We start from the raw sequence: 15,321 nt of genomic DNA, 5'->3' as shown, positions 1-15,321 counted from the left end.
TCCTGTGAGACTTTGAAGGGTGTGTTTTTGGTGTAGTTCAAGGAGAACTTAGGCCTCTTACTATGCAAAAACGGATTAAACACCCTATCTTGATCTAAAGATAGGGTGTTTTTTATAGAATAAAGCCCAATATTAAATGGAGGGAAATGTATGAACCATTTATTAACAATGAATGAGTTATCTGTTACAGACATTCAAGAGATTCTTGAGGATGCCGACAAATTTAAAAACGGTAAACAATGGAATATAGAACAACAAACATTTATTGCAAATCTCTTCTATGAACCAAGTACACGAACAAAATTTAGCTTTGAAGTAGCTGAGCGAAAAATGGGTTTTGAAGTTTTGAACTTCGAGGCTGCAACATCAAGCGTTCAAAAAGGTGAATCACTGTATGATACAGTTCGAACTTTACAAGCAATTGGTGCAAAAGCCGTAGTCATAAGACACTCGCAGGAGGAATACTTCTCAGAGTTAAATGGAAAAGTAGACATCCCAGTCATTAATGCTGGAGACGGCTGTGGTCATCACCCAACTCAATCATTACTAGATTTATTAACAATTAAACAACAGTTTGGCAGATTCAATGGATTAAAGGTTGCAATCATAGGTGATATTAGACATAGTCGTGTTGCTCGTTCTAATGCAGAGGTACTTACAAGACTTGGTGCTGAGGTTATCTTCTCAGCTCCAAATCAATGGCAGGATCGTACAAATCCATATGGTCAATATGTGCATATTGATGAGGCAATAGAAACTTCAGATGTTGTGATGCTCTTAAGAATTCAACATGAACGTCATGATGAAGCAATGGGGCTAACAAAGGAAGATTACCATTCACTGTTTGGATTAACAGTTGAGCGTGAGAAACGAATGAAATTAGGCAGCATCATCATGCACCCAGCACCATTTAACCGTGATGTTGAGATTGCAAGTGAGTTAGTCGAATGTGAGCGTTCAAGAATATTTAAACAGATGGAAAATGGAGTTTTTGTCAGAATGGCTGTATTAAAACGCGCATTACAAATAGCGAAAGAAGGAGTGGTTGTATGTTAACACTATTAATTAATGGAAAGCTTATAAATAATGAAGGTCAGCTTGTGCAGACAGAAATCAAAATTGAGAATAATAGAATAATAGAAATTGGATCAAACTTAGATCGTACAAATTGTGAGGTTATCGATACAAAAGGAAATCTCATTTCAGCTGGATTTATAGACGTTCACGTTCACTTACGTGAGCCTGGTGGAGAGCATAAAGAAACGATTGAAACTGGATCACACGCTGCAGCAAAGGGTGGATTCACTACGATTGCAGCCATGCCAAATACAAGACCAGTTCCAGACAGTGTCGAGCAAATGAACAAGCTACAAGATAGAATCAAGGAAACTGCTTATGTAAATGTCCTACCATATGCTTCAATCACGATTCGTGAATTAGGTCAGGACCTAGTTGATATGGAAGGTCTCAAGAATGCTGGTGCCTTTGCCTTCACTGATGATGGTGTAGGAGTGCAATCTGCAGCAATGATGCTTCAAGCAATGAAAAAGGCTTCATCAATCAATATGCCAATTGTAGCTCATTGTGAGGAAAACACGTTAATTAACAAAGGTAGTGTTCATGAAGGGACATTCTCAGCTGCTAATGATCTAAATGGAATTCCATCTGTATGTGAATCAGTTCATATTGCTAGAGATGTGTTATTAGCTGAAGCTGCGGATTGTCATTACCATGTATGTCATATAAGTACTAAGGAATCAGTAAGAGTGGTTAGAGATGCAAAACGTGCAGGGATTAAAGTAACAGCAGAAGTTACACCACACCACTTATTATTGTGTGACGAAGACATTCCAGGGTTAGACCCTAACTATAAGATGAATCCACCATTACGTGGCAAAGCAGATCAAGAGGCTTTAATTGAAGGGTTATTTGATGGAACCATTGATTTCATCGCAACTGATCACGCACCACACACTATGGAAGAGAAAAATGAAGGAATGCTTCTTGCGCCATTCGGGATTGTTGGGTTAGAAACAGCCTTTCCATTACTATATACACACTTTGTTGAAACTGGAAAAATGACGTTGCAACAATTGATTGGATACTTAACAGTGAAGCCAGCGAACACATTTGGACTTGAAAGCGGACGTTTAGAAGTGGGAGCTGTCGCAGATATCACGATTATCGACTTATATGAAGAACAGGAAATTAATCCGAAGACATTTGTATCAAAAGGAAAAAATACACCATTTACTGGCTGGAGCTGTAAAGGCTGGCCTGTAATGACGATTGTAAATGGAAAATTGGTTTGGGAGAAAGGGAGCGTCTTAGTATGAAACGACAACTAGTATTAGAAGATGGCACAGTATTTGTTGGTGAAGGGTTTGGTAGTACTGAAGATACAATTGGTGAGGTTGTATTTAATACAGGGATGACAGGTTACCAAGAAATTCTTTCGGATCCATCCTACTGTGGTCAAATCGTTACATTGACATATCCTTTAATCGGAAATTATGGGATTAATCGAGATGACTTTGAATCGATAAATCCAGCAATTAATGGATTTATCGTCAAAGAAGTATGTGACCATCCATCTAACTTTCGAAATCAATTCACATTAGATGAATATTTCAAATCAAAGAATATTCCTGGACTTGCAGGAATTGATACGAGAAAGCTAACAAGAATTATTCGTCAGCATGGAGCACTCAAAGGTGCGTTTTGTGGAATCGATGCAAATGTTGAAGAAGTGGTTGCTCGCTTAAAGGGACACACGTTACCAACAGATCAAGTAGAAAGTGTATCAACGAAGAGAGCTTATCCAAGTCCAGGTAGAGGTCATCGTGTCGTTCTAGTTGATTATGGAATGAAGCACGGGATTTTACGTGAGCTAAATAATAGAGACTGTGATGTCATTGTCGTTCCTTACAATGTAACGGCTGAGGAAGTTCTTGCGTTAAGTCCAGATGGTATTATGCTAAGTAACGGACCTGGAGACCCAAAGAGTGTTCCGCAAGCACTAGATATGATTACTGGAGTCCTTGGTAAGGTGCCGTTATTCGGAATTTGTTTGGGTCATCAGCTTTTCGCTTTGGCTAATGGTGCAGATACAGAGAAGTTAAAGTTTGGTCATCGTGGTTCAAATCATCCAGTCAAGGATTTATCAACTGGAAAGGTTGCAATCACTTCACAAAACCATGGCTACACAGTTAATGAGGAATCACTTATAAATACGCAGTTAGAAGTGACGCATATTGCGTTAAATGATGGAACGGTTGAAGGTTTGCGTCACAAAGAGTATCCAGCGTTCACTGTTCAGTATCACCCAGAGGCTTCACCTGGACCAGAGGATGCAAATAGTTTATTTAATGAATTCCTACAGATGATTGAAACTAACAAGAAAGCAGGGGAAAAAGTATGCCAAAACGTATAGACATTAATAGTATCTTAGTAATCGGATCAGGTCCAATTGTGATTGGGCAAGCAGCTGAATTTGACTATGCTGGTACACAAGCTTGTATCGCTTTAAAAGAAGAAGGATATAAAGTCATTTTGGTGAATTCAAACCCTGCAACAATTATGACTGATACAGAAATCGCTGATAAAGTATATATTGAGCCATTAAATTTAGAATTTGTAAGCCGCATCATTCGAAAAGAGCGTCCAGATGCTATTCTCCCAACTCTAGGAGGTCAAACGGGACTTAATTTAGCAGTAGAATTAGCCAACTCAGGAATACTTGATGAGTGCGGTGTTGAAATATTAGGAACAAAGCTAACAGCAATTGAGAAAGCAGAAGATCGTGACCTGTTCCGTACATTAATGAACGAACTAAATGAACCTGTACCTGATAGTGACATCATCCATACGTTAGAAGAAGCATTCAGCTTCGTTGAGAGAATTGGTTATCCAGTTATTGTTCGTCCTGCATACACACTCGGTGGAACAGGCGGGGGAATATGTCATAATGATGCAGAGCTAGTGGAGATCGTGACAAGTGGATTGAAAAATAGCCCAGTAACACAGTGTTTACTAGAGAAAAGTATTGCAGGCTTCAAAGAAATTGAGTACGAAGTAATGCGAGATTCAGCTGATAACGCTATTGTTGTATGTAATATGGAAAACTTCGATCCAGTTGGTGTTCACACTGGTGACTCGATTGTTACAGCACCAAGTCAAACACTAAGTGATCGTGAGTATCAGTTATTACGAAATACCTCATTAAAAATTATCCGTGCCCTTCAAATAGAAGGTGGCTGTAATGTGCAATTAGCATTAGATCCTCACAGCTTCAATTATTACATTATCGAGGTAAATCCTCGTGTAAGTCGTTCGTCTGCACTTGCTTCAAAAGCAACTGGTTACCCAATTGCGAAGCTTGCAGCGAAAATTGCTATAGGACTTACATTAGATGAAATGATTAATCCTGTTACTGGTAAAACCTATGCATGCTTTGAGCCAGCACTTGATTACGTGGTAACAAAGATTCCAAGATGGCCATTTGATAAGTTCGAATCAGCAAATAGACGTCTGGGAACTCAAATGAAGGCAACAGGTGAAGTGATGGCAATTGGTCGTAACTTTGAAGAGTCTATTCTCAAAGCTGTGCGCTCACTTGAATCAAACGTATATCACTTAGAATTAAAGGATGCAGATACTTTTGAAGATGAAATGATTGAAAAAAGAATCCGTAAAGCTGGTGACGAAAGATTATTCTACATTGCTGAGGCGATTAGAAGAGGAGTAACAATTGAACAAATCCATGAATGGAGCGAAATTGATTTATTCTTCCTTCATAAAATCCAAAATATCATTTCTTTTGAAACAGAATTAAAGGAAAACAAGGGGAATGTTGAAACTTTAGAAGCTGCAAAGAAATTAGGCTTCTCAGACTACGCCATTGCCAATCTGTGGGAGATGACCGAAGATGAAATCTACCAGATTCGTACGAATGAAAACATCATCCCAGTATATAAGATGGTGGATACATGTGCAGCAGAATTCGAATCATCAACAGCTTATTTTTACGGAACATACGAAGAAGAAAATGAATCAATCGTGACAGATCGAAAGAGTGTGATTGTTCTAGGATCTGGTCCAATACGTATCGGTCAAGGAATTGAATTTGATTATGCAACTGTACACTCAGTATGGGCGATAAAAGAGGCTGGTTACGAAGCGATTATTATCAATAATAATCCTGAAACAGTTTCAACAGATTTCAGTATCTCAGATAAGCTCTATTTCGAACCTTTAACTCTAGAGGATGTCATGCATATTGTTGAGCTAGAAAAACCAGTTGGTGTGGTTGTCCAATTTGGTGGACAAACAGCGATTAATCTAGCAGAAGGTTTATCTGCTAGAGGAGTGAAAATACTAGGAACGTCTCTTGAAGACATGGACCGCGCTGAAAATCGTGATAAATTTGAACAAACGATTAATGAGCTAGGTGTACCACAACCAAAAGGAAAGACAGCGACATCTGTTGAACAAGCAATCTTAATTGCTGAATCGATTGGCTATCCGGTATTAGTTCGACCATCCTATGTTCTTGGTGGTAGAGCAATGGAAATCGTCTATAAGACTGAAGAATTACTCCACTATATGGAGAATGCGGTTAAGGTTAATCCACAGCACCCGGTATTAATTGACCGTTATCTTACTGGAAAAGAAATCGAAGTAGATGCGATTTGTGATGGTGAAACGGTATTTATTCCTGGAATTATGGAGCATATCGAGCGAGCGGGAGTGCACTCAGGAGATTCGATTGCAGTCTACCCACCTCAAAGCTTAACAAATGATGTAAAACAACAAATTATTGATCACACAATCTCGCTTGCAAAGGGATTGAAAATTGTAGGACTGCTTAATATTCAGTTTGTAATAGCGAAGAATGTTGTATATGTACTAGAGGTAAATCCAAGATCAAGTAGAACGGTTCCTTTCCTAAGTAAAATTACAGGAGTACCAATGGCGAACCTTGCAACGAAAGTCATTATGGGAACTTCGTTAAGAGAGCTTGGGTATGAGACAGGTTTACATCCGGAGAGCGAAGGTGTGTATGTAAAAGTACCAGTCTTCTCCTTTGCGAAGCTAAGAAGAGTTGACATCTCTCTTGGGCCTGAAATGAAATCAACTGGTGAAGTTATGGGGAAAGATTCAACTCTTGAAAAAGCATTATACAAAGGGCTTGTCGCTGCAGGTACTAAAATTTCTACACATGGCTCAGTCTTAATGACCATTGCTGATAAAGATAAGGAAGAAGCACTTGATATCGCTCGTAGATTCTATACAATCGGGTACAATATCTTGGCTACAAGTGGGACTGCAAGCTTGATAGAACAAGCGAATATCCCAGTCACAGTAGTTAACAAAATAGGTTCTGAAGAGAAGAATCTTATCGATGTGATTCGTCAAGGTGAAGCGCAATTTGTTATTAATACATTAACAAGAGGTAAGCAGCCATTACGTGATGGCTTTAGAATACGACGTGAATCAGTAGAAAATGGTGTAGCGTGCTTAACGTCATTAGATACTGCAAAAGCTATTCTTGGAGTATTAGAATCTATGACATTCTCTAGTGAAGCAATGCCTAAAATTGTTCAGACTCGTGAGGTGACTTTTTCTTGATCAAAAAAGAGCTAATGAGAGTGATTTCTCAAGAATCAATCGCAGAAAACATCTTTGAATTAACATTGCAGGGGAAGTTAGTTCAAGAAATAAAAGAACCAGGTCAGTTTGTTCATTTGAAAGTAGCAAGCAGTACAGATCCATTACTAAGAAGACCAATCAGTATTGCAAATATAGATAAAGAGAATGACCAGTTTACAATGATTTATCGAAGTGAAGGACTCGGTACACGAGTCCTTTCAGAAAAACTAGCTGGAGACACTGTTGATGTATTAGGACCTCTTGGAAATGGCTTCCCGATTGAAGCTATTGCTAAAGGAGAGACTGCCCTTCTTGTCGGTGGAGGCATCGGTGTACCACCTTTATACGAGCTATCTAAGCAATTAGTTGAAAAAGGGGTAAGAGTTATTCATGTTCTAGGCTTTCAATCTGTGGCAGCTGTTTTTTATCAAGAGAAATTTTCTCTATTAGGTGATACCTATATAGCAACAGTGGACGGTAGCTATGGTGAAAAAGGATTTGTCACGGATGTTATTACGAAATATGGTTTGAATTTTGATGTCCTATATTCCTGTGGACCAACACCAATGCTAAGAGCTATTGAGTTACAATATCCTGAGAAGAATGTCTATATCTCACTTGAAGAACGTATGGGGTGTGGAGTAGGTGCTTGCTTTGCATGTGTGTGTCATACAGCTGATGATCCAACTGGATTTTCGTATAAAAAAGTATGTAGTGATGGACCAGTATTTAAAGTAGGGGAGGTCGTACTGTGAATCGATTACAAATGGAATTACCAGGGTTACAACTAAAGAATCCGATCATGCCGGCATCTGGATGCTTTGGATTTGGAAAAGAATACGCGCAGTTTTACGACCTTAGCTTACTTGGAGCCATCATGATTAAAGCAACAACAGCTGAGGCGAGATTTGGCAATCCTACGCCTAGAGTTGCCGAAACAACTTCTGGAATGCTAAATGCGATTGGATTACAAAATCCTGGTTTAGAAAAAGTCATTGAAAATGAGCTACCTTGGCTAAATCAATTCGATGTTCCAATCATTGCGAATGTGGCAGGATCTCAAGTTGAGGACTATGTTCAAGTAGCAAAAGAGATTTCAAAGGCACCAAATGTTCATGCGTTAGAATTAAATATCTCATGTCCCAATGTAAAAACAGGTGGGATTGCATTTGGTACGATTCCTGAGATTGCAGCAGATTTAACGAGAAAGGTCAAGGAAGTCTCAGAAGTACCGGTTTATGTTAAATTATCTCCTAATGTAGCTAATATCGTTGACATGGCAAAGGCCGTTGAAGAGGCTGGAGCTGATGGTTTAACAATGATTAATACCCTAATCGGAATGAAAATAGATTTGAAGACAGGTAAGCCAGTCTTAGCAAATAAAACAGGAGGACTATCAGGTCCTGCGATTAAACCTGTAGCAATCCGAATGATTTATGAAGTAAGCCAAGCGGTATCCATTCCAATTATCGGAATGGGCGGTGTCCAAACAGCTGAAGACGTACTTGAATATTTCTTTGCAGGTGCAAGTGCAGTTGCAGTTGGTACGGCGAACTTTGTGGATCCTTTTATCTGTCCAACAATCATTGATGAACTTCCAGGCTTGCTTGATGAATTAGGAATTGATCATATTTCAGAATGTATTGGAAGGAGCTGGGGAAAGAATGCAAAGACCATTAATTATAGCTCTTGATTTCCCAAGTCTACAAGAAGTGAATGGATTTCTTGCACGCTTTAGTGGCGAACATTTATATGTAAAAGTTGGAATGGAGCTTTTCTATCAAGAAGGGCCAGCCATCATTCATCATTTAAAGGAACAAGGACATTCAATCTTTCTAGATTTGAAGCTTCATGATATTCCAAATACAGTGAAATCTGCGATGAAGGGTTTAGCTAAATTAGGTGTTGATTTAACAAATGTACATTGTGCAGGTGGTACAAATATGATGGAGGCAGCCTTAGAGGGATTAGATCAAGGCACTCCAAGCGGGGAGAAGCGTCCTCATTTAATTGGTGTTACACAGTTAACAAGTACTTCAGAGCAACTAATGAAGGAACAACTTTTAATTGATCATTCGTTAAATGATGTGGTTGTTCACTACGCTTCATTAGCTAAGAGAAGCGGGTTAGAGGGAGTTGTATGTTCTTCTTTAGAGGTTCCTTTGATTAGAGAAGCGCTTGGGAAAGAATTTATGACGATTACACCAGGAATTCGACTTGCTAGTGATGACAAAGGCGATCAAACACGGATTGTCACACCTGAACTTGCAAGGGAGCTAGGAGCTTCTGGGATTGTTGTTGGAAGAAGTATTACAAAAGCAGTTAATCCACTGGAATCATATAGTCGAATTAAAAAAGGCTGGGAAGGGGTACTTATATGAAAAAACGAATCGCAAGTCATTTACTAGATATTGAGGCAGTTTTCTTAAATCCAAATGACCCATTTACATGGTCATCTGGGATTAAATCACCTATTTATTGTGATAATCGTTTAACTATGTCATTTCCAGCTGTTAGAAAAGATATTGCTAGTGGACTATCAGAATTAATCAAAGAAAACTTTCCTGAAGTAGAAGTGGTTGCTGGAACTGCTACAGCTGGGATCCCACATGCGGCATGGGTAAGTAACTTATTAGAATTGCCTATGGTCTATGTTCGTAGTAAGGCTAAAGGCCATGGAAAAGGAAAACAAATCGAAGGTAAAGTAGTAGAAGGACAAAAAGTGGTTGTTGTTGAAGATTTAATTTCAACTGGTGGAAGTGCAATTACAGCGGTAAAAGCTCTTAGAGAAGCAGGATGTGAAGTGCTAGGTGTAGTAGCAATTTTCTCATATCAATTAGATGCAGGAGATCAAAAGCTTCAAGAAGAGAATGTGAAAGCTGTGTCATTAAGTGATTACTCAGCTTTAATTGAAGTAGCCGTTGAAAAAGAATTGATTTCTCCAGATGATATTGAAAGCTTACAAAGCTGGAAATCAAATCCATCTGAATGGTTTGCTAAAGTTAAACAATAACATTTACATACAAAAAAGGGTGACGTCATCATGTCACCCTTTTTTGTGGTTATCCTCTTAATCTTAAAACTAAATCCTCATCTGGTGTCACGTAAACAGTATTTTGATTATCATAAATGACATACCCAGGCTTGGAACCATTTGGCTTTTTCACATGTCTAATTAAAGTGTAGTCGACTGGAACAGAAGCAGAATGTTTGGCTTTACTAAAATAGGCAGCTAAATTAGCAGCTTCTAGTATCGTTTCATCTGAGGGTGTTTTACTTCTAATCACGACGTGTGATCCAGGAATATCTTTTGTATGAAGCCAAATATCATCACGACTCGCTAATTTGTTCGTTAAGAATTCATTTTGTTTATTGTTTTTTCCAACCAAAATCTCCGTGCCATCACTTGATGTATATTTCTCAATGACAGTTTTTTGTGGCTTTTGTGTCTTTTTATTTTTGTGCTGGCGCCCCTTCAAGTATCCTTCTTCGATTAATTCCTCTCTAATCTCTTGTAAGTCCTTGGGTGAAGCAGATTCAATTTGTTGATAGAGAGTATCAAAGTATGCTACTTCAGCTTCAGTTTTTTCAATTTGTTCCTCTACTATGGAAATAGAGTTCTTTGCTTTTTGATATTTTTGAAAAAACTGCTGTGCATTTTCAGAAGCAGATTTTTGTGGGTTTAATGGAATCGTAATCGTCTCTTGGTCATCAGTATAATAATTGATGACATCAATTTCCTTTGTCCCCCTAGTAATGCTATACATATTAGCCGTGACAAGCTCCCCAAATAACTTATATCGATCAGCCTTTCCTGCATCATCTAATGTTTGCTTCAATTTCTTGATTTTCTTACTATTTTTATTTCTCTCATTTGAAATAAACCGTTCTAGATCATTTCCTTGCTGCTTCACTCGGTCACGTTCAGCCTTCCCGTAGTAAAATCGATCTAACATTTCACTAAAGGACGAAAATACCTTCCGTTCTCCTTCAATATGCTGCAAATCAATCATATAGAAGTGTTCTTTCTTTGCACTGACAATGACAATTGGAGTATATTCCTTTTGTTTGATGAGAGCGATTAGTGATAGAAAAGCATCAGGTAATGTGCCACGATTCACTAGACCTGCTCTATATGTAACCTCACGAGCAAACAAAGGAGATATTCCTGCAAACTGCTCAACGATTTGTTGATCAATTTTCCCACTGTTAAAATTAATCTTTTTTAGAATCGCTTCCTCATCCACTTCAAATGGATGTAACTTCTCTTGCACAGGTGGAGCAATATAGGGCTGACCAGGTAATACGGTACGGTGCCTATTTACAGCGGGTGATACGTGCTTAATACTGTCTAATATGACTTGTTTGTCACGATCTAAAAGAATGATATTACTGTGACGACCCATGATTTCAACGATTAATTGTTTATAAGACTCATCACCAATTTCATTCCTGCTTTTTATCGTGAAGATAATAATTCTGTCTAATTCCATTTGTTCGACTTTCTCAATGAAGCCACCTTCTAAATGTTTTCTTAATAACATACAAAACATCGGTGGTTCACTTGGATTTTCATACGTTTCATTTGTGAGATGAATTCTCGCATAGCTTGGGTGAGCAGAAATAAATAGCTTATGATTTTTTCCATGAGCACGAATGTGAATCATTAATTCTTGTTTATATGGTTGATGTATCTTTGAAATTCTCCCGGAAACTAGAGCAGAATTCAGTTCATCTGTTATCACGTGTGTAAATATGCCATCAAAGGCCATGAGTTAAGCACCCTTTTCTATTTTCAATAATAAGGACAAGTTATCCTTTGAAAAGTATAGCATTTTTTGGGACGAGGCTGAATAAGCTTTCAATGAACAATAGAAATTATTTTGTTTACATAAGGCTTTCTACAAAAAGAGAAGGATGAGTGAGGAGTGTGTGATGGCTGAATGAAGTGGTATCAGATGGAAGCTGAGAAGGTAGAGCGAACAATGAATACTGATATTCAAACAGGATTATCAGATAAAGCAGTAAAAGAAAGACAGGAGCAATATGGCTACAATGAATTAAAGGAAGCAGATCGACCATCAGCGTTACTTGTATTTCTGGAGCAATTTAAAGATTTTATGGTTGTTGTCCTACTTGCAGCAACTTTAATTTCTGGATTATTAGGGGAATACATTGACGCAATTGCCATTATTGCGATTGTTTTAATTAATGGATTACTTGGTTTCTTCCAAGAAAGGAAAGCTGAGAAATCTCTCCATGCACTGAAGGAATTATCAGCTCCACAGGTAAATGTATTAAGAAATGGTCAGTGGGGTAAGATTCCTTCAAAAGAACTAGTTGTGGGTGATTTGATTAAGTTTTCAAGTGGAGATCGGATCGGTGCAGACCTTCGTGTGATTGAATCGAAGAGTTTGGAAATAGAGGAGTCTGCACTTACTGGGGAATCTCTTCCGGTTGCAAAAAAGGTACAACCAATCGCAAATGATGATATAGCTCTTGGTGATCAAGAAAATATGGCATTTATGGGGACAATGGTGACTAGAGGAAGCGGTGTCGGCATTGTTGTTGGAACCGGTATGGATACAGCAATGGGACAAATTGCAGACCTATTGCAATCAGCTGAGACAATGGTTACACCGTTGCAAAGGAAGTTAGAGCAACTCGGCAAAATCCTAATTGTCGTGGCATTACTCTTAACCTTGTTAGTTGTTGTTATTGGGGTCATTCAAGGTCATGATATTTATGATATGTTCTTAGCAGGTGTTTCTCTTGCCGTTGCTGCGATTCCTGAAGGATTACCAGCCATCGTAACGGTCGCTCTATCACTTGGCGTTCAACGAATGATTAAGAAGAAATCGATCGTTCGTAAATTACCTGCTGTTGAAACTCTTGGTTGTGCTTCAGTGATATGTTCAGACAAAACAGGAACAATGACTCAAAATAAAATGACAGTTACTCACCTTTGGTCTGGAGGAAAGACCTGGAAAGTAAGTGGAACTGGGTATGAACCACAAGGAGCATTTTCGCAAGGGGATGATACAGTAGACCCTAAGAAAATAAAGTCATTACATCAATTGCTTACATTTGGTGCGCTTTGTAATAATGCGGAACTATTAATGAAGGATAAAGAATATATCATTGATGGGGATCCAACCGAAGGAGCATTGTTAGTAGCAAGTCTAAAGGCAGGAGTAAGTAAAGCAGCATTGGCCTCACAGTTTACAATTGAACAGGAGTTTCCGTTTGACTCTGCCAGAAAGATGATGAGTGTCATTGTTAAAGATAAAGAAGGAAAAAGATATGTCATCACTAAAGGAGCCCCAGATGTTTTATTAAATACAAGTGAGTCAATTCTATGGGAAAATAAACAGCAATATTTAACTGAAAATAATAAAAAGGAAGTAAAGAATGCGATCGAGAAGTTAGCATCTGGTGCTTTAAGAACGATTGCGATAGCCTTTAAGCCAATGAAAGAGAATCAACAAATTAAATCTGAATTTGAAGCAGAAAAAGACCTTGTATTTATTGGACTACAAGGGATGATTGATCCTCCACGGCCTGAAGTGAAGCAGGCAGTGAAGGAATGTAAGGATGCAGGCATCAAAACGGTGATGATAACTGGTGACCACGTCATTACCGCTAAAGCAATTGCTACACAATTAGGTATTCTTCCAATGGGTGGAAAAGTACTTGATGGAAATGCACTTTCTGCGATGTCTGTTGAGGAGCTTGAGGATATTGTTGATGATGTCTATGTGTTTGCTAGAGTATCGCCAGAGCATAAGCTGAAGATCGTTAAAGCATTTCAGAAAAATGGACATATTGTTGCAATGACAGGGGATGGTGTAAATGACGCTCCTGCAATTAAAGCAGCTGATATCGGAATCGCCATGGGTATCACAGGTACAGATGTAGCAAAGGAAGCTTCATCATTAGTCTTACTTGATGATAATTTTGCAACGATCAAGTCAGCTATTAAAGAAGGGCGGAATATTTATGAAAATATTCGTAAATTCATCCGTTATTTACTTGCTTCAAATGTTGGAGAAATCTTGGTGATGTTATTTGCAATGATTTTAGGTCTTCCATTGCCACTTGTCCCTATTCAAATCCTTTGGGTCAACTTGGTAACAGATGGTCTTCCAGCAATGGCATTAGGCCTTGACCAAGCAGAAGGCGATGTAATGAAACGTAAGCCACGAAGTCCTAGAGAAGGTGTGTTTGCTAGAGGTTTAGGTTGGAAGGTCATCAGTCGTGGTTTCTTAATCGGGATCGCCACTCTCATTGCATTTATGATTGTGTATAACCGTAATCCAGAAAATTTAGGTTATGCTCAAACAATTGCATTTGCAACACTCGTATTAGCACAGCTAATTCATGTATTTGATTGCCGGAGTGAACGCTCAGTATTCCATCGAAACCCATTTCAAAATATGTATCTTGTATGGGCAGTTATTTCGTCGATCTTATTAATGCTTGTCGTGATCTACTATCCACCACTACAACCAATATTCCATACTCAGTATATAGAGCCAAGAGATTGGTTACTAGTGATTGGATTATCAGCTCTACCGACTTTTTTACTAGCAGGGTCACTATTATCGAGAAAAAAAAGATAAGATATGTTATAATCCAAAAGGTAATGAGCCGACTAAAGCTTATTACCTTTTTTTATGATACACTGATAAAAAATCTACTCAGACTAAACAAACAGTGATAAAATTAGTGGATGTGATGAAAAAATGATCGTAAGTATGACTGGTTTTGGTCGGGCTAAGGAAGTCACAAGCTCATACAGTGTCACCGTTGAAGTAAAATCAGTAAATCATCGTTTTTGTGAAATACAGATAAGAATGCCTAGACAATTGATGGTGATTGAAGATAAAATTAAACAATCAATTAATGAATATGTTAATCGAGGTAGGATCGAACTTTTTTTAACTGTTGATGGAAATGGGATCATTCAGCGAAAAGTAGAAATAGATTGGGAGCTAATGGACAAATACGTTCAACTCTTACAGCAAATGAAAGAACGATATCAATTAAAGGATGAAGTGTCTCTTAAAGACCTCATCTCCTTAAAGGATGGTACAACTGTCATTGAAGAAGAGCCAGAAAATCCTGAGTTGCAAGCCAGCATCCTTAAAGCCGTACATCATGCGATGAGCAGTTTGAAAGAGATGAGAGAAATTGAGGGGAAACAACTCTATAAGGAAATGAACGAACAAATCTTACATATTATAAACATTGTGAATCAAATTTCTACATTAGCTCCTCACGTTACATTTGCTTATCATGAAAGGTTATTAAAAAGAGTGAGCGACTATGTCACAGGTGTTGTTGATGAAAGTAGGTTAATGACTGAAGTGGCCGTTTTTTCTGAGAAAGCTGATATTGCTGAAGAAATAACAAGGTTAAAGAGCCATGCAGATCAGTTTTTGAACAACATGAATAGTGATGAAGCAGTGGGAAGAAAACTAGATTTTATCGTCCAGGAAATGAACCGAGAAGCCAATACGATTGGTGCAAAGGCAAATGACCATATAATTGCAAAGCATGTAGTTGATATTAAGAGCTTATTAGAGAAAATAAAAGAACAAGTTCAGAATATTGAATAGAAAATTACATTTTGTGATTATGAAAGAGTTCTAGCGGTAAAAATAGATT

11 protein-coding genes are annotated in these 15,321 nt (G+C 38.2%); 10 read left to right on the top strand and 1 reads right to left on the bottom strand.

The window, feature by feature from the left end; genetic code table 11:
• The first annotated feature begins 150 nt into the window (after positions 1-150).
• The 8 genes from F7888_RS05140 to pyrE are packed head-to-tail and all read left to right on the top strand — an operon-like array spanning position 151 to position 9,664.
• A complete protein-coding gene (locus tag F7888_RS05140) occupies positions 151-1,056 on the top strand; it encodes an aspartate carbamoyltransferase catalytic subunit (RefSeq protein WP_191777859.1) in 906 nt (301 codons plus the stop codon).
• Positions 1,050-2,336: a dihydroorotase gene (locus F7888_RS05135; RefSeq protein ID WP_191777857.1), complete on the top strand. Its 1,287-nt coding sequence runs from the start codon at positions 1,050-1,052 to the stop codon at positions 2,334-2,336. The genes F7888_RS05140 and F7888_RS05135 overlap by 7 nt, the downstream gene beginning before the upstream one ends.
• Complete coding sequence (locus F7888_RS05130) at positions 2,333-3,433, top strand: carbamoyl phosphate synthase small subunit (RefSeq protein WP_191777855.1); 1,101 nt, start codon at positions 2,333-2,335, stop codon at positions 3,431-3,433. The genes F7888_RS05135 and F7888_RS05130 overlap by 4 nt, the downstream gene beginning before the upstream one ends.
• Positions 3,418-6,630: a carbamoyl-phosphate synthase large subunit gene (gene carB, locus F7888_RS05125; RefSeq protein ID WP_191777852.1), complete on the top strand. Its 3,213-nt coding sequence runs from the start codon at positions 3,418-3,420 to the stop codon at positions 6,628-6,630. The genes F7888_RS05130 and carB overlap by 16 nt, the downstream gene beginning before the upstream one ends.
• Entirely contained in the window at positions 6,627-7,406 is a 780-nt protein-coding gene (locus F7888_RS05120; protein WP_191777843.1) for a dihydroorotate dehydrogenase electron transfer subunit, read from the top strand. Before carB ends, F7888_RS05120 begins: the two co-directional genes overlap by 4 nt.
• Positions 7,407-7,417: 11 nt before the next feature.
• A complete protein-coding gene (locus F7888_RS05115; RefSeq protein ID WP_191778212.1) occupies positions 7,418-8,344 on the top strand; it encodes a dihydroorotate dehydrogenase in 927 nt (308 codons plus the stop codon).
• A complete protein-coding gene (gene pyrF, locus F7888_RS05110; protein ID WP_191777841.1) occupies positions 8,316-9,032 on the top strand; it encodes an orotidine-5'-phosphate decarboxylase in 717 nt (238 codons plus the stop codon). The genes F7888_RS05115 and pyrF overlap by 29 nt, the downstream gene beginning before the upstream one ends.
• Positions 9,029-9,664 carry an orotate phosphoribosyltransferase gene (gene pyrE, locus F7888_RS05105; protein WP_191777839.1) on the top strand — a complete coding sequence of 212 codons (636 nt, stop codon included), beginning with the start codon at positions 9,029-9,031 and terminating at the stop codon, positions 9,662-9,664. The genes pyrF and pyrE overlap by 4 nt, the downstream gene beginning before the upstream one ends.
• Positions 9,665-9,713: 49 nt before the next feature.
• Here pyrE and F7888_RS05100 read toward each other — a convergent pair whose 3' ends face one another.
• Positions 9,714-11,423 (bottom strand): Rqc2 family fibronectin-binding protein, encoded by a 1,710-nt coding sequence (locus F7888_RS05100; RefSeq protein WP_191777837.1) that lies wholly within the window; start codon positions 11,421-11,423, stop codon positions 9,714-9,716.
• A gap of 171 nt (positions 11,424-11,594) precedes the next feature.
• Here F7888_RS05100 and F7888_RS05095 point away from each other — a divergent pair, with 171 nt between their 5' ends.
• Both F7888_RS05095 and F7888_RS05090 read left to right on the top strand, forming a co-directional pair.
• Positions 11,595-14,273, top strand: coding sequence for a calcium-translocating P-type ATPase, SERCA-type (locus tag F7888_RS05095; RefSeq protein ID WP_191777822.1), 2,679 nt, complete (start codon positions 11,595-11,597; stop codon positions 14,271-14,273).
• Positions 14,274-14,396: 123 nt separating this feature from the next.
• Positions 14,397-15,272, top strand: coding sequence for a YicC/YloC family endoribonuclease (locus F7888_RS05090; protein WP_191777820.1), 876 nt, complete (start codon positions 14,397-14,399; stop codon positions 15,270-15,272).
• Positions 15,273-15,321: the final 49 nt, after the last annotated feature.

This window comes from Litchfieldia stipae, assembly GCF_014837155.1.
Classification (GTDB): domain Bacteria; phylum Bacillota; class Bacilli; order Bacillales; family Bacillaceae_L; genus Litchfieldia.
This window is presented reverse-complemented; position numbering and strand designations above follow the sequence as displayed.

Coding starts and splice junctions, on each gene's coding strand:
- F7888_RS05135 (WP_191777857.1), top strand. CDS start 1,050: ATGTTAACACTATTAATTAATGGAAAGCTTATAAATAATGAAGGTCAG.
- F7888_RS05100 (WP_191777837.1), bottom strand. CDS start 11,423: ATGGCCTTTGATGGCATATTTACACACGTGATAACAGATGAACTGAAT.
- F7888_RS05140 (WP_191777859.1), top strand. CDS start 151: ATGAACCATTTATTAACAATGAATGAGTTATCTGTTACAGACATTCAA.
- F7888_RS05095 (WP_191777822.1), top strand. CDS start 11,595: ATGAAGTGGTATCAGATGGAAGCTGAGAAGGTAGAGCGAACAATGAAT.
- pyrE (WP_191777839.1), top strand. CDS start 9,029: ATGAAAAAACGAATCGCAAGTCATTTACTAGATATTGAGGCAGTTTTC.
- carB (WP_191777852.1), top strand. CDS start 3,418: ATGCCAAAACGTATAGACATTAATAGTATCTTAGTAATCGGATCAGGT.
- F7888_RS05115 (WP_191778212.1), top strand. CDS start 7,418: ATGGAATTACCAGGGTTACAACTAAAGAATCCGATCATGCCGGCATCT.
- pyrF (WP_191777841.1), top strand. CDS start 8,316: ATGCAAAGACCATTAATTATAGCTCTTGATTTCCCAAGTCTACAAGAA.
- F7888_RS05090 (WP_191777820.1), top strand. CDS start 14,397: ATGATCGTAAGTATGACTGGTTTTGGTCGGGCTAAGGAAGTCACAAGC.
- F7888_RS05130 (WP_191777855.1), top strand. CDS start 2,333: ATGAAACGACAACTAGTATTAGAAGATGGCACAGTATTTGTTGGTGAA.